The sequence below is a fragment of the Acinetobacter sp. H1(2024) genome (genome assembly GCF_046557555.1).
Lineage (GTDB): Bacteria > Pseudomonadota > Gammaproteobacteria > Pseudomonadales > Moraxellaceae > Acinetobacter > Acinetobacter seifertii.
On the sequence record NZ_JBKGFO010000001.1, the window covers coordinates 187139 to 209030 of the forward strand.

The following is a 21892-nucleotide window of genomic DNA, read 5'->3' on the forward strand; positions in this document are numbered from 1 at the left end:
TAGAAATGCTAAAAGGTATTGACATTAAAGTTAGCTTTAACCTTAAAGTAAAGCCATACTGAATGAGGTCATTCCAATGAAAGTGTTCGAAAAATTAGTATTCCCAAATGGCTCATATGTTCCTAACCGTATTGCTAAAGCAGCAATGGAAGAAAACATGGCTGATTTAAACCATGCACCATCAGAAGAATTAATGCGTTTATATCAGGCTTGGGCAAATGGTGGTGTAGGTCTAATTATTACCGGAAATGTGATGGTAGACCGCCGAGCGATGACTGGACCGGGCGGCGTGGTACTTGAGGATGAAAAGCATCTGGATACTTTTAAACAATGGGCACAAATTAGCCGTTCCAAAGGTGCTCAGGTTTGGCTTCAAATTAACCATCCGGGTCGACAAATGCAGTCAAATTTAGGACAACAAACATGGGCGCCTTCTGCTGTTGCTTTAGATTTAGGAAAAATGTCAAATCGCTTTAACACACCAATTGAAATGACTGAATCTATGATTGCAGAAGTGATTCAGCGTTTTGCAAACACAGCACGATTAGGTGAAAAAGCAGGATTTACTGGTGTGGAAATTCATGCAGCGCATGGATATTTACTAAGCCAGTTTCTTTCTCCACTGAGCAATAAACGCCAAGATCGTTGGGGTGGTTCTTTAGAAAACCGCGCTCGTATTTTAATTGAGATTGTGGAAGCAGTTCGTAAAGTAGTTTCGCCACAGTTTACGGTTGCAGTGAAACTAAATTCAGCCGATTTCCAGCGTGGCGGTTTTAGCGCTGAAGATGCTCAGCAAGTGGTTAAAATGCTAAATGAACATGTAGTCGATTTGGTTGAACTTTCAGGCGGTAGCTATGAAGCGCCAGCGATGCAAGGCCAAGCACGTGATGGTCGCACACTTGCTCGTGAAGCTTACTTTTTAGAATTTGCGCAAGAGATTCGTAAAGTTGCCAAAATGCCTGTTATGGTGACAGGTGGTATACGCCGTAAACAAGTGGCAGAGAAAGTAATTGAAAGCGGTGTCGATATGGTTGGCATTGCCACAGCTTTAGCCATTGAACCTAATTTGCCAAATGCTTGGAAACAAGGTCAACATATTTCACCTGAACTCAAGCCAATTACATGGGAAAATAAAACATTGGCTTCACTTGCCAATATGGCTGTGGTCAAATTCCAGTTACGTAATGTAAGTGCTGGTAAAAAAACAAAGCCAAATGTTTCACCAGCTTGGGCTTTAATTTTGCAACAATCAGCGATGTCATGCCGAACCCGCCAATACAAAAAAGGCATGCGTGACTATTTATTTGCTTCTTAAAAAGTGAGTTGTGTTATGACAAATCTTAACGATTCAAACTGGATAATTTATGGAGCAAATGGCTACACGGGCGAGTTAATCGCTCGTGAAGCTGTACGCCAAGGTCTAAAACCGACTTTGGCTGGCCGTAACAAAGCTAAGGTTGAAGCACTTGCTCAAGAGTTGGGGCTTGATTATAAAGCTTTTGGACTTGATAACGTAAATGCGGTCAGTGAGCAACTCCAAGGTTTTAAACTGGTTATGCACTGTGCAGGGCCATTTTCAGCAACCTCAAAACCCATGATGGAAGCGTGTATAAATGCCGGCGCTCATTATCTCGACATTACGGGTGAAATCGCTGTATTTGAACTGGCACAGTCACTGAACAGCCAAGCTGAAAAAGCCGATATTGTGATTTGTCCGGGTGTTGGCTTCGATGTGATTCCGACAGATTGTGTTGCTGCTGCACTAAAAGAAGCACTGCCAGATGCGACCCATTTAGCACTTGGTTTTGACTCTAGAACAGGATTTTCACCGGGTACTGCTAAAACAAGTACAGAAGGCATGGCCGAAGGAGGAAAAATTCGTAAGAACGGAAAAATTACCACCGTTCCATTAGCACATTATGTCCGGACTATTGATTTTGGTGACGGTAAAAAAAGTGCCATGAGTGTTCCATGGGGAGACGTATCTACAGCGTTCTATACAACAGGTATTCCAAACATTGAAGTATTTGTACCCGCATTTCCCAAAATGATTTTTGGTGCGAAAATGATGAACTATGTACGTCCAATATTAAAAATCAATGCCGTGCAGAAGTTTATTAAGTCGCGTATTGAAAAAACAGTCGTGGGACCAAATGAAGAGCTTCGAGCGAAAGTACCTACCTATGTTTGGGGTGAGGCAAGAAATACCCGTGGGGAAATCAAAACTGCCCGTATTCAAACAGAAAATGCGTATAGCCTTACCGTAAATGGCTCACTGACTGTAGTGAATTATTTACTCAAAAATACCGTGAAAGGCGGTACATATACGCCAGCAAAACTGATGGGTTATAAACTAGTGACTGAGCTGCCGGGTTCTGGTCCGTTAGTCATTAATTAATAAAGCCCTTATTAAAACAGCATGTTGATTGATAGTCCCGAATAAGGAGTCATTCTTGTTCGAGTTATTTTTAAATATTTCAATTAAATATAGCTTTCTATAGATAAAAAGCAAAACAGAAAACAAAACACTCCATAAGAAATAATTCAAATTGAATATACTAAAAAGCGATAAATATTTTTCATAACAAAGGAATGAGAATAATGAGAAAACTTATACTCTTTCTACATGCATCGCTAGACAGTTTTGTGGAAGGTCCAAATGGGGCAATGGACATAGGCTGGATTGCTTACGATGCCGATTTGGCAAATCATGCAAAAGAAATTTTGAGCACTGCCGATACGGTGATTTGGGGACGTGCGACTTACCAAATGATGCATAATTACTGGCCAACCATGCTTTCAAATCCAGAAGCTTCGGAGCATGAACGAAATCACGCTGAGTGGATTGAAAAGACTGAAAAAATTGTTTTTTCAACCACCCTAGATAAAGTTGAATGGAATAATTCCCGTCTTGTAAAATACCATGTCGAAGAAGAAATTAATAAGCTGAAACAAAAAGCGGGTAAAGATATGGTGATTCTGGGAAGTCCACGGTTCGCGCACTATCTCATGCAACTTGGTTTAATTGATGAATATAAAATTACGGTTTCGCCCGTTTTAATTGGTAGTGGCTTACCACTATTCCAAGGCATTCAGGAAAAGACCAATCTTAAGCTTATTGAAAATAAAACTTTTGCTTCTGGTGCGATAGCTCTTCACTATCAAAAGATAAGTTAATTTTTTCTATAATATTTATATGAAAAAGACGAATTACAGGGGTAGTCTGTAATTCGTCTTTTTAGATTTATTGAATTGTACTTAAACGCTTAATCACTGCTTCAGCAATTTCTTTACTTGATTGAGGGTTTTGTCCAGTAATAATTCTGTCGTCTGAAACCACATACGACGTAAACGGAATAAATGCTTCTTTGTATTTTGCTCCACGTTCAATGAGTCCATTTTGTAAAGAAAATGGAACTTGAGACTTAATACCTGAAAGTGTTTCTTCTATATTTGCAAAACCTGTAACAGTTCTACCTGCAATTAAGGGTTTGCCATTTTCATCCTGTAAAGGCAATAAACCACCCACGCCGTGACAGACCGCTGAAACGACTCCACCTTGGCGATAGATCTGTTCGCTAATGTTTTGCAAAGCTTTATTGTTTGGGAAATCCCACATGGTGCCGTGTCCGCCAGTATAGTAAATAGCTTTGTACTGAGTAGGATTAATCGCGCTCGGAGCTAATGTTGTTTTTAAGCGCTGCATAAAGGCCGGGTCAGCTAAATGCTGACGAGCAGATTTGTCTAAGTAAATAGACTTTAAGCTACGTTCATCTAGTGGTACTTGACCACCTAAAGGACTTAAAAAATCCATTTCATAGCCAGCAGCTAAGACCACATCGTAAAAATGAGTGAGTTCAGTCAGCCAAAGTCCTGTTGTATCCGAACGGGAAGGGTAAGCCGAGTGATTGGTCATTACGACTAGAATTTTTCCATTTGCTTTGGTAAGGCTTTGAGCTTTATTTGACTCTGCGGCATGTACCACATGTGTAGTCAAAAAAATGGCAAAAATAATGCTTAACCAACGCTGAAAATTCCAAACTTTAAACATCACAGGCTCCTCATTTATCACCTGTAGCCAATCGTATGTTTAAAGCACACTTTAAGGTCAATAGAGTTGTTAAAAAATTACGGTGTTTTTGCTTTGTCGAAATAGAGATTCATAAGACGTTCTGCATTTTGCTCGCAGGTAATTTCATCGGGTTTGTTGTTGATTGCATCAATCATGGTACGTAAGTTTTGCTTACTCACCTTTAGCTTTTGTTCTAAAAGTTCTATTTCCTGAATTTTTAATTCAATTGTTTGGATGAGTGCGTCATGGTTCCAAGTGGCAACTTTTGAAGGCAAAAAAGCTTTAATTTCTGCTAAAGAAAAACCAACTTGCTGGGCTTGCTGAATCAAAGAAAGCTGCTTCAAATCGTTATCGGTATATTCACGATAACCATTCGATTTTCTTTTTGCTTTAGGTAAAAGTTTGATTTGCTCGTAATAACGAATTGTAGGGGTGCTTAAGCCACTTAATTTAGATAACTCGCTAATATTCATAGCTACAGACTCTATTGACATTCAAGTTAACTTTAGACTTATAGTCACTTAAAAGCAAGGTTCATAACTTTACCAAGCACACACTTTCAGTAACAGCTTTCTATGCTTTGATAGACGAAAGAATAGAATTATAAATATGAAAAATGAGGTGACAAAATGTCTAAACGCATATTACATGTCGTGACCAATGTTTCACGCTACAAGGATGTAGACCAACAAACAGGACTGTGGTTGGGCGAGCTCACCCATGCTTATGATGAGTTTGAAAAGCAAGGTTATGTGCAAGATATTGTCAGCCCAAATGGCGGAAAAACCCCAATCGAGCCTAAATCGCTTGCGCCTTTGGTTGCAGATAAATCTGTTAAAGCCAGAGAAAAAGACCAAGCTTTTATTACCCTGTTAGCAAATACTTTTAAGCCTTCCGATATTCATTGGCAAGATTATGACGTGATCTATTACACGGGTGGTCACGGTGTGATGTGGGATTTTTTAGATAACCCTGAACTGCAAGAAATCACCAAAAATATTTATGAAAAAGGTGGGATTGTTTCGAGTGTATGCCACGGTTATTGCGGTTTGCTTAACGTCAGACTTTCAAATGGCAAACGTCTAATAGAAGGTAAAAAGTTAACTGGCTTCGCATGGAGTGAAGAGGTTCTGGCAGGGGTAGCGAAAAAAGTGCCATACAATGCCGAAGAGTTAGCGAAAGAATATGGCGCTCGTTATGAAAAGGCTTTTATTCCTTTTGCGCCGTATGTGGTTCAAGATGGCAACTTGATTACTGGTCAAAACCCGTTTTCAGCTAAAAAGACAGCTTTAGCGATTATAGAAACGCTTGAAAAGAGTGCTTTGTGAAAATTATTCAAAGTTATAAATAAGATAAGCCGAATACTGCAAATGGAGTGTTCGGCTTATTTTTATCAAACTATGAACGCCACCAATAATTTTCAACATTCGGCTCGTTTAAGTTCAAGAGTTGTCCCATTTGCGGTGTGCTAATGGCTAAATTATTTTCATGAGCCAAACCTACAATCCGTTCAAACGGATCGTCCCAAGCATGAAGCGCCAAGTCAAAAGTACCATTATGTACAGGCAACAAATGACGACCCTTTAAATCGATATGCGCTTGTAAAGTTTGCTCTGGTTGCATATGAACATCGGGCCATTCAGGGTCATAAGCGCCAGTTTCTAACATGGTCAAATCAAACGGACCATAACGATGTCCAATTTCTTTAAACCCGTCAAAATATCCCGTGTCACCGCTAAAAAACACACGTAAGTCATTATCAATAATCACCCACGAAGCCCAAAGCGTCGCATTGCTATCGCCCATACCACGGCCTGAAAAGTGATGAGCAGGGGTGGCAACCAATTTTAGTCCATCTACATGGGTAGTATCCCACCAGTCAAGTTGTTGAACTTTTTCTGCTGGAATTCCCCATTTAATGAGCGTGTCACCCACACCAAGCGGTGTTAAGAAATGCTCAACTTTATCGTTCAGTTGCATGACAGCATGGTAATCGAGATGGTCGTAATGGTTATGCGACAAAATCACGCCTTTAATCGGCGGTAAGTCTGCAATGCTAATCGGTGGCTGGTGAAAACGTTTTGGACCAATCCACTGAAAAGGTGAAGCACGATCCGAGAAAACAGGGTCGGTTAACCAAAACTCATTTTGCAGTTTTAACAAAATGGTTGAGTGGCCCAAACGAAATAGAGAGCGGTCAGGTGCAGTTAAAAGCTGTTCTTTGGTTAAGCTTAAAACAGGAATTTCTTTGTTGGGTACTGTATCTTTGGGCTTGTTAAATAGAAACTTCCACATAAGTTGGAGCGTTTTGCCAAAAGAAGGCTTGTGTTGGTTTGGACGCGTATTTCTAAATTTGCCATTGTGCTGCTGAGATGGCATTAAGGGAGAAGGCAAGTCTGTTGTGTTTGAAATAGTCATCTTGTTTTTCCTTATTGGAACAAACCTATATATGCAAATAAGAACTTGGGGCTAAGTACTTATTTTGATTTAATTAAATGAGTATTTACTCACTCATTAATTGGTTTAAAAATAAGGACGCCGTGCATCCTTACTCCTTTATCTATATTGAAACTGCATGCCAAAACGCTTCAAAGCCAGATTTGCGATAACGCTCGGCTTGAGAAGGGTCTTGGGCAATAAAATTGAGAGTAACTTCGGCAAGCGCACCTAAAATTGAAGCAATAAATAACGGTGGATAATCTCTTAATTTGCCATCGTTAATACGTTCTTGAATGTTTTGGGTGAGGTCACAAAAGGTTTGCATACCAATTTGTTTGCTTTGCTCGGTAATTTGTTCCGAAGTTGAAAGCTGCGCCATGACTTTTCGTTTAAGGGGAGCTTCTAAACTCCAGTCTAAATAGCTTTGCCAGATATGCGACATTTGTGTTTGTAGGTCAGCGTTAGTTGGGTAACTAAGCATCATGACCTGACGTAGCTCAGCCTTTAGCGAAAGATATAACTGGTTAAGCAGTTCTTCTTTATTACTAAAATAGGTAAATAAAGTACCTTCTGCCACGCCAGCAACTTTAGCAATTTTTGAGGTAGACGCACGTTCGCCAAGCTCTGCTAATGTTTCAATAGCAGCGCTTAAAATTGCATTACGTTTATCTTCACTACGAGGACGAGCCATAAACAAATATATTAATTGAGTGATTACTCAATCATACATAAAAAATAATGAAACAGCAAATGTATTTATTCTGATGCATAGTACTGATGGTAAAGCTCAATTCAGTCGATTATGAATCAAGAGGGTGCTCGTAGTTATAGCCATACTTTAGAATTTTGACATATAGAGGTCTTGGGAATTGGACTTTGTAAATTAAGTAAAATATTGATTTATATAATAAAAAATTGAATAATACCCCCTATATTAATTTTAAAATTATTTAAATATGATACCCTTGCACATATCTTGTAATTGTCTTTCAAGACTACGAACACGACTGTCAATATCCAAAGGATCATCTTTGTGATTTTTTAATAAACATACAAATAAATTTTGAAATACTCTATGAATTTTATGTAGTGTATTAGTTTGCCTTAATTTTTCTAGTCCATTAATTGTTCTATTAATGTGGTGATGGATATAATCTACTTCATCTTGCAAAGCATATTCGTTATAAAACTTATATTTTTTATAATAATGTTCCATTAAATGATGAATATCCTCAGAAAAATATTTTCCATCAATGATTGGTACACTTATTTCTTGTATTGATCTAATACACGCTAAATCTGATAAAGATAAATTTAAATCTTGCTTTTTTTCCATTAAACAATTTAAGCAAAATTTTATAAGTTTTTGTTCATCAATGCATAAATTATATTCACTAGATACAATATTGTTAAATTCAATATTTTGTTTAATAATATCTAATACGTTCCTAAATTCTCTAGCTCCTATTCCATATTTTATTTTAGCATCTTGCTGAAATTTCTTTAAATTTCTATTGTTCCAGTAATTTTTTTTAGGTAATGAAAAGGCAATATTTTCAATATCTTTTCTAGAAAGATGTTCTGTATATGTACCAACTTTATACTCAGATAATAATTCCTCCGTTAAATATGAAAAATCAGAAGCTAATTCTGAAAACGAAATAAAATTTTTATAAAATCTTTTAATCCCGATTACACTATGATTAGTTAAATGTAACTTGTGATTTTGGTTGTAAGGATATCGAAAAGTCTCTCCAGTTGAATCAATTTCATGGAAGTTCAATATAAAATTATGAAATTTATGTAAATATAAATATAATCTTTGATCATGATTTAATTTTACTTCTTGTAAAAATAACTTCCATAATTTGTGAGTATCATGTGTTTTTAATAATGTAAGTTTAAGAAAATAATCTTTTTCATTTTTATTTTTTAAATAACTAATGCGTAATATTTGTTGTTTAAAAAATAATTCTAAAAAATGCCTTGCAGAAAAAAGTATGGGGTAAATACCATGATCCACACACCAAATAAATTTATCAAAGTCATTTTCCTTTTTAATGCCATTAATTAAAGCTTCTAATAAAATAACAGTAGATGACTGAAACCCATCAATATAGCTAGACATTCCAACCCAACCATTGTTTCCAACACAAGCATTATATCTAGTATCTTTTCCTGCTTTTTCACCACCAAATATCTTATTAACTTTTTGCAACTTAATTTCCTTTCAATCAAAATAAAATTAATTAATGTATGTCAATACTTTCAATTATTTCATAACATCATATTTCGTGCTTTAGCTTATATTACGGTTGAAAGCTTAGTAAAACAAGACGCTCAATTACCACATCGTTTCCGTTTCAAACATTATTTATGAGCTGTTCGACAAGGCCGTGTATCTAAGGCTGACTATAATAAGTGCCTGTTTATGGTACTTTAATCCCAATCATAGTCCTTTTAAGTGAGGGATCAACTGAGCAAACATTGGCATATTTAAATATCAGTAACTATAAGGAGACCGATTAAACTACTGTGTAAAATTAAATTGTTAAGCCCTTATTTAAGGTGTTCCTTAATTATGTAATTTAATGAAAAACAATAATTAATTAAATAATTTCTAGCCAATTTCACATTGACACCTTAATTGTTCAAGATTACCATTTGCGGGCTGGCCTACATTGCCAGCCGGTTTTGACGGACCGCTATTTGAACCACATCAGGATTATTTCTTCTGAGGAGTAGTCTTGTGTGCACACCCCGTTCCCTCCCGTAGCGGTAGGACGGGAGTGGGACACCTTTGGGTGTGCTGGAGTTCAAACCAGTCCGTCAACCTGCTTCCGTTCTGCCACCATAATTTATAATGCTTTGGCAGAACTCCCAAAAGAAGGAGTTGGCTATGCACATTCATAAATTATTGGCAGTCACTGTCAAAATCTATATCGACACCACTTAAATCACTTTAAAGCAGCTCGATCGCCTATAGGCTTTTCAGGCTTTAAATCGTTACGTCTAAAAAACTTGCTTCAACAATAAAACTTGAGATGTGCCAAGCACAGTCTTTAAGGCTTTGCTGTGTCTTTTTTTCTCCCAGAAAAGGCACAGGCTTTTTAATCTCACTTAGAAACAACAAGAACTTAAAACGGTAAAACTATGTCAAATTTAGAAATATCTTCGAAAAAACTACATGTTGTTCAAACTGCTATACGCCTATTTACAACTTATGGGTTCCACACAACAGGCGTAGACCTCATTGCCAAAGAAGCCAAAATACCGAAAGGCTCCCTTTATAACTACTTTCGCTCGAAAGAGCATCTTATTGAAATGTGCATTGCTTTTCAAAAGAGCAAGCTTAAAGAAGAAGTGCTCGCCATTATTTACTCAAGCCGTTACCGCACTTCAAAAGATAAACTCAAAGAGATTGTCGTTTTACATGCCAACTTTAATAGCCTGTACTACCTTTTACTTAAAGCCTATTTTGAAATTAAAATCGCTTACCCACAGGCTTACCTTATGGCAATTGAGTATAGAAAATGGCTGCATCATGAGATTTTTGACCTTATTTTTAGTTTAGAAACTCATGATTTAAAACCAAATGCTGACTTGGTTTTAAACCTTATAGATGGTTTGATGTTCCAGATTTTAAGCTCAAACAGTTTGGATGAAAGGGATGTGGTGGTGGAGAGGTTTTTTGGTGGGTAAATAATGATTCTTTTTAGTTTTTCAACTTTTAAGCTATCTCTATTTATTAGATGAGAAGTTGAAAGCAAAATTAATATTTAATTAAAGGAAAAAATGTACCGTTTGTTCAAAAGTTCATCTTATGTAAGTGTAGGAAAAATTGAATAATTTGTTGTTTTATGTAAAATAAAGTTTCTGTATGTACTATTCTGTATACTAGATGTTAAATAAAAACTTTATAACTTTTTCCATTATTTTTTTTGCAGGTTTTAATCAATATGTTTATGCCATCGAAGATGTCTCCTTACCGGGTCAAGTACTACAAGAGCAACGACTTAAAGAGCTGAATCAGCAATTACAAGACCAACTTACTCAGCAAACTCCTTATCAAAACAGCAAGCCTTTACAGGATTTTAAACATCTGGTTGTTGAAGAGAGCCCCTGTGTAGTAGTTAAAAAAATTAGTCTTGTACCGCTAAAAGAGCAGTCTGTTGCAGACTTGCAGCAATTTGACTTTGTGGTAAGAGCTATTCAAAAACATCCTCAGGCTGTTTTAGGAAAATGTATTGGCACGCAAAGCCTACATAACATTGTGAACTATGCCCAAAACGAGCTTTTAAAGAAGGGTTTTATTACCAGTCAAATTGTCGTGAATCCTCAAGATTTAAATCAGGGTAACTTATATTTAAGTATACAAATTGGTCGATTGAATAAGGTCGTTATACAAGAAGGAAAAATATCGTCATTACAGCTTAAAACAGGATTACCATTTAAAACGGGCGATATCATTAATCTAAAAAAATTAGATCAAGGATTGGAAAACCTAAAACGCGCTTATGCTGTAGATATGCAACTTACGCCAGCAGTTTCTGCGGAAAAAGAATTAACGGGCTATACCGACTTAATACTTAAACTACAACCCCTACAAAAAGTTAATTTCAACTTAAGTGTAGATAACTCAGGTAATCAGGAAACTGGTACCTATATGGGTAATATAGGTGTAGGAGTTAATAACCCATTTCATTTAAATGATATTTTATCTTTAAACGTGAGCCATTCATTAGATGACTTCCATGAAAACTTAAATCGAAGTTACTTCATTAGTTATCAATTACCTTTTGGCTATTATGATTTAGGTGTTAGCTATAACGATTATCAATATAGACAAGGAACGGTTACTCCTAAATATCCTGTTATCTATCATGGTAATAGTCAGCAAGCCAACCTAAATCTCTCTCGTGTCATTAGCCGTAGTGGTCAACATAAAACCAGCATTTATGGCAAGCTTTATCATAAAGAAAGTCAAAGTTTTCTAAATGATATTGAGATTAATGTCTTACATCGTAAAACTTCAGGTTGGGTTTTGGGTCTCCAGCACCGTCAATATTTAGGAAATGCAGTATTAGATGGCAGCATTGATTACCGTCATGGTATGGGAATAAATGCACTGACTGCACCAGAAGAAAATATTACCGATATTAATGGTAAACGTCTTGCTGTAGAAGGTTACTCTCGTGCTCCACTTTGGAATGCCGACCTACGTTTTACCATGCCTTTTCTTTTGCTGGAGACCCCAGCGCAATATCGCCTTAACTGGCGTGGTCAATATGCCCCTAAAATTTTAGTACCCAACGATCGTTTTTATATTGGTGGTCGTTATAGCGTGCGTGGTTTTGATGGTGAACTCATGCTTTCAGGGGATAACGGACAGTATTTGCAGCAAGAAATTAGCCTAAATACTCCTATGCCTAACACTCAGTTTTATATGGCGGTCGATCAAGGCTGGGTCAATGGGCGTAATAGCATACCGGGTCAGCGTTATTTACTCGGCAGTGTTTTAGGGCTACGCACCTATCAAAATAGTTTTTATCTGGATGCTTTTACAGGTCGGGGCCTTATTGCACCTGACAGCATAAAAAAAGACTGGGTTACCGGTTTTAGTATCAACCTTTCTTATTAATTTACTTTAGAAAAGACTTAATTCATGAACAAGAATAGTTATCGCATTATTTATAGCAAAGCACGTCAAATGTTTGTTGCCGTGGCTGAAAATGTAAAAAGCCAAACCAAGGCATCGGGCCAAAGTGAAGCAAGTGCACCGAACAATATGGCGAATACTGAATCTCAGGCATTTCATCAACTCTGGCAAGTGAAAGCATTAGTAGCCAGTATTAGTCTATGGATGCCTTTAGCACCTGTATATGCAGATATTGTAGCAGATGGTGGTGCAAATGCTGAAAATAGAGCAGTAATTGCTGCCGGAAGAAATGCTCAGGGGGCAGTTGTTCCTGTGGTTAATATTCAAACGCCAAAAAATGGTGTGTCTCATAATATTTATCAACAATTTGATGTACTAGCTGAAGGTGCTGTATTGAACAACAGTCGCCAAGGTGCTGCTACTCAAACCGTCGGTAATGTATCTGCCAACCCATTTTTGGCTACAGGTGAAGCGAGAGTTATTTTAAATGAAGTAAATTCATCAGCCGCTTCACGCTTTGAAGGGAACTTGGAAGTTGCAGGGCAAATGGCGGATGTCATTATTGCCAACCCGTCTGGTATCAATATTAAAGGTGGTGGCTTTATTAATGCCAATAAAGCAATTTTCACTACGGGTAAACCTCAGTTAAATGCTGATGGCAGTATCAAGCAGTTCACTGTAGATCAAGGTAAAATTACAGTTTCAGCGAACCCCAATTCTAAATTTGGACTGGGTGGAAATAACAACGATGCAAATTATGTGGACCTCTATGCGCGTGCACTAGAGCTTAGCGCTGAACTTCGTGCCAAAAATGATATTCAGGTCATTGCAGGGGCAAATAATGTTAGTGCAGATTTACAGGATACAACTGCTAAGACTGGTACAGGAACTACACCGACATTGGCTGTGGATGTCAAAGCGTTAGGTGGAATGTATGCCAATAATATTTATTTGGTTGGCACTGAAAAGGGTTTAGGTGTTAGTAATGCTGGAACTCTTGAAGCATTAAACAGTCTTGTTGTAACAAGTGCAGGTAAAATTGAAAATACAGGAGCACTCTACAATAAAAATCCTCAAAATAGCTTATTAAGCCTAAGTTCAGATGAGGGAAATGATATTGTTCATACAGGAACAATAATTACGAATGGGAATTTAATATTAGATTCTGGAAAAGATATAATAGTCGATCATGCTAGAATAGAAAAACACGGTGCTGATAATAAAAATATTATTTCTTTAAGTGCAAAAAATGACATTAATATCAAAAACAGTGCAAACATCCAAAACTTTGGTGAAGGTGGAGACCTTTACTTAGACGCAAATAATATCAATCTTGGTAATGATGTCAATTTAGGTGTAAATGGTGCAATTTCATTACAAGCGAAGCAAAATTTACAAGGTGATCGTGTTAGAAATATTTCTAGTATGTATGATTTGAATTTATATGCTGGAAACTTATTGTCATTCAATAATACTCATCTTTGGGCTAATTGGGGAAATCTAAATCTTAATACTGTAAATATTAATTCTAATCTCTCACTTAATTCAGTTGATTGGAGTGCAGGGAAAGATATCAATTTATATAGTTCAGGCGATCTTAATTTAAAGAATATTGGATTTGCACTTGATAACTCTGTTACTCGTTCCAAGAATTTTAATGCTTATAGTGGTAGTAATTTAGTTTGGGACAGTAGCGCTAGAGCATTACCACAAATTAATGGCGATATGAAAGTTGAAGCGGGCAACTTAATTGATTTAAAAGGCTCTAGTCTATCGAGTAAAGGAGATTTAAAACTACAAGCTAAAGCTCTAAATATAGGAACAGATCTAAACGCTGGCAAAAACTTAAGCCTTAATGCGACTCAAAGTGATCTAAATTTAAATAAAACACTTACTGCACAAAATAATATTGATATTACTTCTTTAGATGGAAAAATTACTGCAACGGGGTTAAATGCAACATCTGCACAAGGCAAACTTTCAATATTAGGTGCAAAAGATACTCTCTTCACTAATGCAGGCACAACCAACACAGTATTAAAAGGTAGTCAAGGTGTTACTATTGGCACTAGTGGTATAGGTAACTTAACAGTACAAAATGCAATTTTAGAAAGCCAAAGTGGCAATATTGTTGCGACTAGTGGAGCCAAAAATACATTAACTGATAGTACATTGACCGCTAAAAATAACATTGAAATATTTGCTACAGATAACCTTACAATAGATGGTATTAAATCTACATCACAGCAGCATACCGCATTAAATTCTAAAAAGAATATTTATATCAATAGTCAGGCTAATATTGATGATTCAGCAAACTTTAGCTCCACTAAAAACAGTGAGCTGAATTCAACAGGAGTACTGTCATTAGTCAGTGATAAAAGTTTAAATCTTCAAAATTCCAAACTTACAGGTGGAGCAATCTTAATTGAAGGTGATGTCTTAAATACAGCAAAATCAGTTGACTTAAATACCACAGGAAGTGATTTACTTAAAAATGATGCTAAATTAAATAACCTTAATGGCGATTTAAGTATTCAAACAAATTCAAACTTGACGATTGACCCTAAAGTTCACAACTTAAAAGCAGCAGGTGATATTGAACTTATTTCCAAGAATGGTACTTTAACTTTAAAAGGCTATGAAGGAACTGCGGGTAATGGATCTGAACAAGTTGTTAAGTTGGATACAGCTAATGGCGGTATTAATTTAGAAGGTGCCAAAGTCGATATTCAAGGTTCACAGTTAACAGCACAGAAAGATATTAAAATCGTTTCGAATAAAGATGATGTGCTGATTGATGGGGTGAAGAACAATTTTATAAATAGAAAAAAGCAGGAAAAACTTACCGAAGCTAATAATTTTAAAAAAAATATATCGGACAGTCTAGCTTTACTAAAATCACAGCAATTTTTTAGTGATTATGACAAGATGGTTAGTGCATATGAAGACTATACTTCTAGTAATTATGATTATAGTTTATATATAAAACATTATAATCTTTATAAAGATTTTATTTCTAAATATCCAGTTAGGCCAAATCCAAGACTTCTTATATTCGGAGGTGATGTACCACTATTTCATAGTATTATTTCTGTTCCGCAAAGAAGTACCCGCTTTGATGCATTATATTCATTTGAGCCTAAGTATGATGAAAATTATATAAGAGCCTTACAGGCAGAAGTTGACTTCTATAATACTGAATTAAATGGCTCAGAGCATGCAGAGACAAAACTAATTTCAAACTTTGGAAATATTAATATTACTTCTGCTAAAGGGTTATCTATTAGTGGTGGTAATATTTCTGCGAAATTAGGGCAAGTTAATTTGGAAGCAAGTGGTGCTTTAGCTGAACAATATAAAACTTCAACTACTAAAGGTGCAAATGCGCAGCCTACAGTATTAAATGCAAGTATTATTATTGATGGCCATACAGACTTTTATGATAAAGGTAATGAAAGCGATCAAAACTATAGTATGAGAACATTAGTTAGCCCTACTATTATCACTGGTGATAAAGGAGTTAATATAAGAACTGTAGGTAAATCCAAAGATGATAATTTGGTGTTACAAGCTACAGGTATTGCTTCAAAAAATGGCGATGTAAAAATAGAATCAAATAAAAGTATTTTATTTGATGCAGCGGTTGAGCAAAGTTATGACCGCTCAACAACTACTGAGAAGAAAAAATCATGGGGTGGTTTAAAGAAAAAGTATATTACCACTGTAGCTGAAAGTAATGATACTAATGCAGCTTCAGTTGATATTTCTGGTAAAAATATTTTCATTGAGACGAAAAAATTAGATCCATCTCTTAATAGTCCAGATAATAATATTGATATTTATTCAGGCCGATTCACTGCTGATGGAGGATTAATTTCGATTAACGCGGGTGGTAATCTTAATTTTTACACAGTAGAAGAGAGTTCTAGCAGTAATGTAGATATTACCAAAAAATCATCATTTGCTGGTATTAAATACAACACCTCTAAAACCAACGCAACACGTACTCAAGTGAGTGAGTTACCTGCAACCTTAAAAGCTGACTACATTGGTACTAAGTCGGGGTTTGATACCAGACTTGTTGGAACAGAGTTTGAGTATTTAAAAGGTGCATCAATTGAGGCTGGTGGAAAGTTAGAGCTAATTGCTGCGAAAACATCTATTACAGATCTCGTAAAAAAAGAAAAAAATTCCGTGGTTTGGCAATCGATGCAAGATAAAGGCTCAATTACCGAAACAGCTCAATTGCCAAGATTCAATGGGCCTGTTTTACCAACCATTAATGCTGCAGGAGGTTTAGTAGTCCAAGTTCCTATTAGTGAAAAAGATGCGAATAAAGCTGAATTAAGAGATGAAATTTTAAAACTGGCAAATCAGCCCGGAAATGCTTATCTCAAAGAATTAGTTAACCGTAAAGATGTAGATTGGCAGCAAGTCCTTCTTACTCAAAAAGATTGGGATTATAAGTCACAAGGGTTAACGGCGGCTGGTGCTGCACTTATTGTTATCATTGTAACTATTGCTACGATGGGTTCAGGTACAGCAGCAGCGGCTGGTGCTGCAGGTGGAACTGCTGCAAGTAGTACTACAGTTGGGCTTGGTGCGAGTATGATTGGCTCAGCTGGTGTTACAACAGCAACCGTTGGAGGTGTTACAACAATTACAGGTGTTTCTACACTTGGTGCTATGGCAAACGCAGCTATTACAAGTTTAGCAACTCAAGCAAGTGTAAGTTTAATTAATAATGGCGGTGATATCGGGAAAACACTTAAAGAGTTGGGAAGTAAAGACGCAGTTAAAAGTTTAGCAACTTCAGTTGTTACAGCAGGGGTTTTAAGTCAATTAAGTAATACAGAGCTAATGTCTGATTTGTCTAAGATGACAAAACAAGGCGAGTTTATGAAAGAAGTTGTCGGAAGAACAACTCAAGGAATTGTAAATGCTGGTGCTAGTTCACTGGTCACTACCGCAATTAACGGTGGAAGTTTAAGTGAAAATTTAGGTAATGCTTTGCTTACCAATACTGCTATGGCATTACAAGCATCTTTGGCAGGACAAATTAAGACACTTGAAAGTAGTGAATTAGATATGGACTATGTCCTTCATAAAGTTGCACATGCTGCTGCAGGATGTGTGGCAGCATCAATAAGTAGATCTGAATGTGAATCTGGAGCAATAGGAGCGGCAGTAGGTGAAATTGTTGCTGAACAGATGGATAAATCGATAGATATTAACAGTTTTAATAATGATAATGATATCCAAAACTATCAACAAAAAGTTCGTGATGTTTCTAAATTAGTTGCAAGTTCTGTTGCAACTTTGGCGGGATATGATCCAAATACGGCTGCAAACTCTGCTGAAGTCGCAATTTTAAATAATAGACAATTAAATCAATCTGAAATAATAAAAATCAGAATGTTAGCTGCAGGAAATGCTAATAAGGAAGCACGCTATAATATTGCAGCATGCGCTTTGGTACGTTGTGCTGAAGGTTATGAAGGAACAACAGAGTATGCATTTTTAAAGAGAATACAAGACGCTGGTAATTCTGCAGAATTTCAAGGTGAACGAGATATATTAATCAAACAAAATTTCAGAACGCCTATTATGGGTAGTATGACTACGAATCAGAAGCTTTTTGAATATTCTATTCTTGATAGAAAACAAGATAAAATTGACTCTAATTTTAGAGAGTTAAATGGTAAATATCAGATTACTACTAGAGCAGGTGGTGGAGTAATGGTTGTAGGTGGAGGCTTAGGAGTAGCTGGCTCTACTGCTTTAGGCTCAACTTGTGTTACGGGCGTTGGCTGTTTAGTTGCTTTAGGGGGATTTGTTTCATCTGCTGACTTAGTAATGGCAGGAGCTAAGCAAGCTTGGTCTGGTAAATCTGTAGATACAATTGGCGCCCAAGTTATTAGTGCTACAACAGGGTTAAGTACCTCTCAAGCCGAAATGATTTATGGCATGTTATCTATGGCTAGTGTTACCAATAGTGTTAGAACTAGTGCAAAGCAAGCAGTACAAGAACAAAGGGTGTTGATTAATAAACCCACAGTTACTAATTGTGTAAATGGAACAACGTGTTTTGTAGCGGGGACTTTAATTGAAACAAAAAATGGTCTCAAACCTATTGAAGAATTTAGTGGCAATGAATTGGTATGGTCTAGAAATGATCTTACGCTGGAATACGATTATAAACCTGTAATTGCAAAAAAGATTACACATAATCAACCAATTTTTGAAGTTGTTGTCCAAAACTCATTAGGTGTAACTGAAACTTTAAAGACAACTGAAGAACACCCATTTTGGGTAAAAAATATTGGTTGGCAGAAAGCATCAATCCTTTCGGAGGGAATGACATTATTAGATCGTGATAATAATGAATTAACCATTATTAGCCAAAAACTGTTAGCTAAACTTGATACTGTTTATAATATTGAAGTTAAAGATTACCATACATATCACGTAGGTAAGCTTGGGGTGTGGGTTCACAATTCTACCTGTTGTGACCTGATATACCAGAATATTGTAAAAGAAACAAAATATGGTGTAATTAGTAATCGTAAATTAGATAAAAATGCAATCGATTTAGATCTTAGTGTAGTAACTCGAGGTCAAGTCAAGCAAATAGCTCAAAATGGCGATCCTCTAGGAGTTAAGACAGAAGCATTGTTTGAAAATGTTGTTAAAGAACAAGGTGGTAAAGTTTTATCTGGCGGTAAGTATGGAAGTAATAATGGCTATGATCATGTCATCATCTTTAAAGATCCTCAGGGAAATACAAATTTAACTATGATCGTAGATAGTAAACAATTGGGGTCAAAAGGCGTGAAATTAGATCCTAACGCAGCTGGTGGAAAAATGCAGATGTCTGGTCAATGGGATCAGGTAGTACTTAATAAATTAAACCCCAATAGTGAGGCATATAAAGCTATTGATTCTGCTAAAGCAAATGGAACATTAGTAAAAGGTATTGCTTATGTTGATAAAAGTACAGAAAAGCTAATGCTTGTTCGTATTGATCCTAATAGTAAATGAGAGAAATAATGTTATGAACAGTATTAAAAATAAGGAAGAATATCAAAAAGCATTAGCACATGTAAGTCAACATGCTGAATTTAGAGAGGATATTCAAGAGAAAATAGATTATATTTCTCAACGAAAAGGAGATGTTGCATTTTGTATCGGGCGGTTACGAAGCTATTCTGAAGCGAACGCAATTGTATCTTGGTTTCGTGACAATGATTTAATTGCTTTTAAACAGTGGTGTTATATTGCTGCGAAGTTAAATCGAATGGTCATCCAATTTGACCCTATTGGATGGTTTCCAGCATATGAACATTTTTCAGCAATATTATCTGATAACGAAGAGATTATTTCTTGGTATAGTCAGCACCGAGTATCGTATGATCGACAAGGTTCAATTAAAGACCGTGATAATCCACGTAAGCCCGACTTTCATGGGTATCAGTTGATATTAGCTCTTAATCATGAATGGGATAAATTACGTGAACGTTGTGAACTCATTTTACAAACTGATTTAAAAAAGGATAAAAAGTATTTAATTGACCATCGTTTTTATCTTGCCTTAGCGAATGGTGATAAGAGTGAAATGGAAAATGTTTTGACAGAGTTAACTAGTCCTAAAATTGCCAAGGTCCGTAATTTTGAATTTGCATTTACTTTTACTGAGCATTTTATTGCGACTCATGCTGTAATTTATAGCAAATTAGCATGGAGAAATGGATATCAGTTAAATATAGATACGCCTTGGATACCTAAAGAATGGTTGCCTGTAGAGCCTTTACCTGAATATCCAGAGCCTTGGGAATTCATGAAAGAATTTGATATTTTCACTCCTTTTGAAGATGAGTGGAAAGATTGGTCTCCTAAAAGAAACACTGGATAAGTTTTGAAGATTTGGCGATGTCTAAGAAAAATAGTGGACTAAGCCTCAGTAAATTGCACTATTGTTATTAAAGAAAGCTCATCGATAGGTGAGCTTTTTTATTACACATTGCTTAAAATATATACAGAAACCTTGTTAAAACGAGTTGGAACGCTACAAACGCAGATGTTAATTTGAATTCCACTCTTCCCAATAAGTGAGGTGAGCAATGAAATTGTTAGCTCTGATTAGCATGGGAGTTGCAGCAAGTTATTGGTATAAAACTATAAAAGATAGCAAGCCAGCTCTTCTGAAACCAACTTTTGATGAAATAGTAAAAAACTTTGTATTAGCAGAATTTAAAGTCTAATACATATTATTAAATTTAGTTAAATAAAAAGCTCATCGGAAGATGGGCTTTTTTTCAATCTATCATTTCCATACAAAAGCCATTTATATTGTATATTTTTCAATCAATTAAAATATATTAATTAAAATTAATATATTGTTTTATAATGCTTTTTATCGGAAAATTTTACCAAAAGTTAAAAAAATCTTTATTTTAAATGATGAGGTTAATGGAAACCTCTTAAATAAAATAAAGGAAATAAAATGGATATTTTAAAATTAATCGGCGGGAATCTACTCGCTGTGGCTTTTATAACGGGAACACAGACAGCACATGCAGAATTTAAACGGTTTTCCGTATCTGCTGGATGGTTGCATGTCATGCCACAAGGAAAAGCAAATCCATTCAACATAAATACTGCTGTAGCAAATGGAACTACTGCCAAAGTTGGAACTATTTCTACTTCAGCATTTATGAAATCAATAGACCCTAATGCAAAATTATCAACAGGTGAAAATGCTAAAGAAATTCTTGATATGGTGTTTAGTCATCCAGTCGATGAAAATGGCAATCAAGGGCAGTCGGTTGGTCAACTATTAGGGCTTGTAGATGAAAATGACATGGTTTCATCTGATATAACAGGTACGGCGACCATTAAAGGTCTAGAACAATGGGAAGGCAAAGGTACAGGGCTTGAAGCAGAAGATGTAGATACATTGGGCTTAATGTTCAATTACTATATTAATGAGAACGTGTCTTTACAGTTAATCGGTGGGATTCCTCCAAAAGTTGATATTAAGGGGAAAGGAGAAATCAACGCGCCGTTATCTGGTTTTGCAAATCCTGAAGGGTTAGCGGCTTTAGTAATTGGAGATAAACTAGATTTGCTGCAAGATATTCCAATCACCAATCTTGGTAATAAGTCGAAAGCTGCTACGGTACGTGCATGGACTCCAGCATTAGAAGCCCAATATCAATTCGGTAAGTCCGGTGTAAATAAGTTTCGTCCATATATTGGTGCTGGTGTTATGTATTCACGCTTCTCCAATATTAAGTTAAACGACCAAATCAACTCAGACTTAATTGCTGCGGGCCACATGATTCAGAATGTACTAGACAATAATGCTGGAGCTGCATTGGATGGTAAAACTTCAAGTGCAAACCCTTATGTTCGAGTGAAAACGACTGATGCGATTGCTCCAATTGTGAGTTTGGGCGCTACTTATGACATTACACCAAATTGGTATGCTGTTGGTTCCGTGTCCTATGCAAAGTTAAATAACCGAGCAAATATTGATGTGATTGATAGCAAAACAGGTAAGCAGTTAATTCATGCATCAACTAAAGTTGATATTGATCCTTTAATTACTTATTTGGGTGTGGGTTATCGCTTTTAATATTTTTCTGTAAATCAACCGTATTCATTACGGTAAAAAATCCCTGCTAAATATTGATTATTAGCAGGGTTCGATTAAAGGA

The 21892-nt window shown here is 36.2% G+C and carries 15 protein-coding genes and 1 pseudogene; 11 read left to right on the plus strand and 5 right to left on the minus strand.

Translation table 11 applies throughout. The features are described 5' to 3' along the window. Window positions 1-76 precede the first annotated feature (76 nt). The 3 genes from ACLCEG_RS00935 (at window position 77) to ACLCEG_RS00945 (ending at window position 3177) form a co-directional block, all read left to right on the plus strand. On the plus strand, window positions 77-1315 hold the full coding sequence (locus tag ACLCEG_RS00935) for an NADH:flavin oxidoreductase/NADH oxidase family protein (RefSeq protein WP_410565070.1): 1239 nt from the start codon (window positions 77-79) through the stop codon (window positions 1313-1315). Between the two features lie 15 nt (window positions 1316-1330). Beyond that, entirely contained in the window at window positions 1331-2398 is a 1068-nt protein-coding gene (locus tag ACLCEG_RS00940; RefSeq protein WP_410565072.1) for a saccharopine dehydrogenase family protein, read from the plus strand. Window positions 2399-2601: 203 nt separating this feature from the next. Beyond that, window positions 2602-3177, plus strand: a complete 576-nt coding sequence (locus tag ACLCEG_RS00945) for a dihydrofolate reductase family protein (RefSeq protein ID WP_410565075.1) — start codon at window positions 2602-2604, stop codon at window positions 3175-3177. 67 nt (window positions 3178-3244) lie between these two features. Here ACLCEG_RS00945 and ACLCEG_RS00950 read toward each other — a convergent pair whose 3' ends face one another. After that, window positions 3245-4051: a type 1 glutamine amidotransferase domain-containing protein gene (locus ACLCEG_RS00950; protein ID WP_410565078.1), complete on the minus strand. Its 807-nt coding sequence runs from the start codon at window positions 4049-4051 to the stop codon at window positions 3245-3247. A gap of 77 nt (window positions 4052-4128) precedes the next feature. Beyond that, entirely contained in the window at window positions 4129-4545 is a 417-nt protein-coding gene (locus ACLCEG_RS00955; protein ID WP_004701448.1) for a MerR family transcriptional regulator, read from the minus strand. Between the two features lie 156 nt (window positions 4546-4701). On the opposite strand from ACLCEG_RS00955, the gene ACLCEG_RS00960 reads away from it, so the two are divergent. Then, window positions 4702-5400: a type 1 glutamine amidotransferase domain-containing protein gene (locus ACLCEG_RS00960; protein ID WP_022574429.1), complete on the plus strand. Its 699-nt coding sequence runs from the start codon at window positions 4702-4704 to the stop codon at window positions 5398-5400. A gap of 70 nt (window positions 5401-5470) precedes the next feature. On the opposite strand, the gene ACLCEG_RS00965 is transcribed toward ACLCEG_RS00960, so the two are convergent. The 3 genes from ACLCEG_RS00965 to ACLCEG_RS00975 form a co-directional block, all read right to left on the minus strand. After that, window positions 5471-6490 carry an MBL fold metallo-hydrolase gene (locus tag ACLCEG_RS00965; protein ID WP_410565081.1) on the minus strand — a complete coding sequence of 340 codons (1020 nt, stop codon included), beginning with the start codon at window positions 6488-6490 and terminating at the stop codon, window positions 5471-5473. 142 nt (window positions 6491-6632) lie between these two features. After that, window positions 6633-7202 carry a TetR/AcrR family transcriptional regulator gene (locus ACLCEG_RS00970; RefSeq protein ID WP_000113716.1) on the minus strand — a complete coding sequence of 190 codons (570 nt, stop codon included), beginning with the start codon at window positions 7200-7202 and terminating at the stop codon, window positions 6633-6635. 255 nt (window positions 7203-7457) lie between these two features. Then, complete coding sequence (locus tag ACLCEG_RS00975; RefSeq protein ID WP_410565083.1) at window positions 7458-8729, minus strand: hypothetical protein; 1272 nt, start codon at window positions 8727-8729, stop codon at window positions 7458-7460. A gap of 69 nt (window positions 8730-8798) precedes the next feature. On the opposite strand from ACLCEG_RS00975, the pseudogene ACLCEG_RS00980 reads away from it, so the two are divergent. The 7 genes and pseudogenes from ACLCEG_RS00980 to ACLCEG_RS01010 form a co-directional block, all read left to right on the plus strand. Next, window positions 8799-9040: pseudogene (locus ACLCEG_RS00980) on the plus strand (metal-dependent hydrolase); the annotation flags it as partial. Between the two features lie 624 nt (window positions 9041-9664). Further along, entirely contained in the window at window positions 9665-10213 is a 549-nt protein-coding gene (locus ACLCEG_RS00985; protein ID WP_410565086.1) for a TetR/AcrR family transcriptional regulator, read from the plus strand. A gap of 199 nt (window positions 10214-10412) precedes the next feature. Continuing rightward, entirely contained in the window at window positions 10413-12152 is a 1740-nt protein-coding gene (locus ACLCEG_RS00990) for a ShlB/FhaC/HecB family hemolysin secretion/activation protein (protein ID WP_410565088.1), read from the plus strand. 24 nt (window positions 12153-12176) lie between these two features. Next, the gene (locus ACLCEG_RS00995; RefSeq protein WP_410565092.1) at window positions 12177-19214 is read left to right on the plus strand and encodes a DUF637 domain-containing protein; all 7038 of its coding nucleotides are present in this window, start codon (window positions 12177-12179) and stop codon (window positions 19212-19214) included. A gap of 13 nt (window positions 19215-19227) precedes the next feature. Continuing rightward, entirely contained in the window at window positions 19228-20085 is an 858-nt protein-coding gene (locus tag ACLCEG_RS01000) for an Imm49 family immunity protein (protein ID WP_410565095.1), read from the plus strand. A 208-nt stretch (window positions 20086-20293) separates the two neighbouring features. After that, window positions 20294-20434: a hypothetical protein gene (locus ACLCEG_RS01005; protein ID WP_039252089.1), complete on the plus strand. Its 141-nt coding sequence runs from the start codon at window positions 20294-20296 to the stop codon at window positions 20432-20434. Between the two features lie 242 nt (window positions 20435-20676). Next, entirely contained in the window at window positions 20677-21810 is a 1134-nt protein-coding gene (locus ACLCEG_RS01010; RefSeq protein ID WP_068933756.1) for an OmpW/AlkL family protein, read from the plus strand. Window positions 21811-21892: the final 82 nt, after the last annotated feature.

What these genes read in the sequence shown, in the direction of transcription:
- ACLCEG_RS00940 (WP_410565072.1), top strand. Translation starts at nt 1,331, where the DNA reads ATGACAAATCTTAACGATTCAAACTGGATAATTTATGGAGCAAATGGC.
- ACLCEG_RS00945 (WP_410565075.1), top strand. Translation starts at nt 2,602, where the DNA reads ATGAGAAAACTTATACTCTTTCTACATGCATCGCTAGACAGTTTTGTG.
- ACLCEG_RS00955 (WP_004701448.1), bottom strand. Translation starts at nt 4,545, where the DNA reads ATGAATATTAGCGAGTTATCTAAATTAAGTGGCTTAAGCACCCCTACA.
- ACLCEG_RS01005 (WP_039252089.1), top strand. Translation starts at nt 20,294, where the DNA reads ATGAAATTGTTAGCTCTGATTAGCATGGGAGTTGCAGCAAGTTATTGG.
- ACLCEG_RS00990 (WP_410565088.1), top strand. Translation starts at nt 10,413, where the DNA reads ATGTTAAATAAAAACTTTATAACTTTTTCCATTATTTTTTTTGCAGGT.
- ACLCEG_RS00995 (WP_410565092.1), top strand. Translation starts at nt 12,177, where the DNA reads ATGAACAAGAATAGTTATCGCATTATTTATAGCAAAGCACGTCAAATG.
- ACLCEG_RS00970 (WP_000113716.1), bottom strand. Translation starts at nt 7,202, where the DNA reads ATGGCTCGTCCTCGTAGTGAAGATAAACGTAATGCAATTTTAAGCGCT.
- ACLCEG_RS00950 (WP_410565078.1), bottom strand. Translation starts at nt 4,051, where the DNA reads ATGTTTAAAGTTTGGAATTTTCAGCGTTGGTTAAGCATTATTTTTGCC.
- ACLCEG_RS00965 (WP_410565081.1), bottom strand. Translation starts at nt 6,490, where the DNA reads ATGACTATTTCAAACACAACAGACTTGCCTTCTCCCTTAATGCCATCT.
- ACLCEG_RS01000 (WP_410565095.1), top strand. Translation starts at nt 19,228, where the DNA reads ATGAACAGTATTAAAAATAAGGAAGAATATCAAAAAGCATTAGCACAT.
- ACLCEG_RS00985 (WP_410565086.1), top strand. Translation starts at nt 9,665, where the DNA reads ATGTCAAATTTAGAAATATCTTCGAAAAAACTACATGTTGTTCAAACT.
- ACLCEG_RS00935 (WP_410565070.1), top strand. Translation starts at nt 77, where the DNA reads ATGAAAGTGTTCGAAAAATTAGTATTCCCAAATGGCTCATATGTTCCT.
- ACLCEG_RS01010 (WP_068933756.1), top strand. Translation starts at nt 20,677, where the DNA reads ATGGATATTTTAAAATTAATCGGCGGGAATCTACTCGCTGTGGCTTTT.
- ACLCEG_RS00960 (WP_022574429.1), top strand. Translation starts at nt 4,702, where the DNA reads ATGTCTAAACGCATATTACATGTCGTGACCAATGTTTCACGCTACAAG.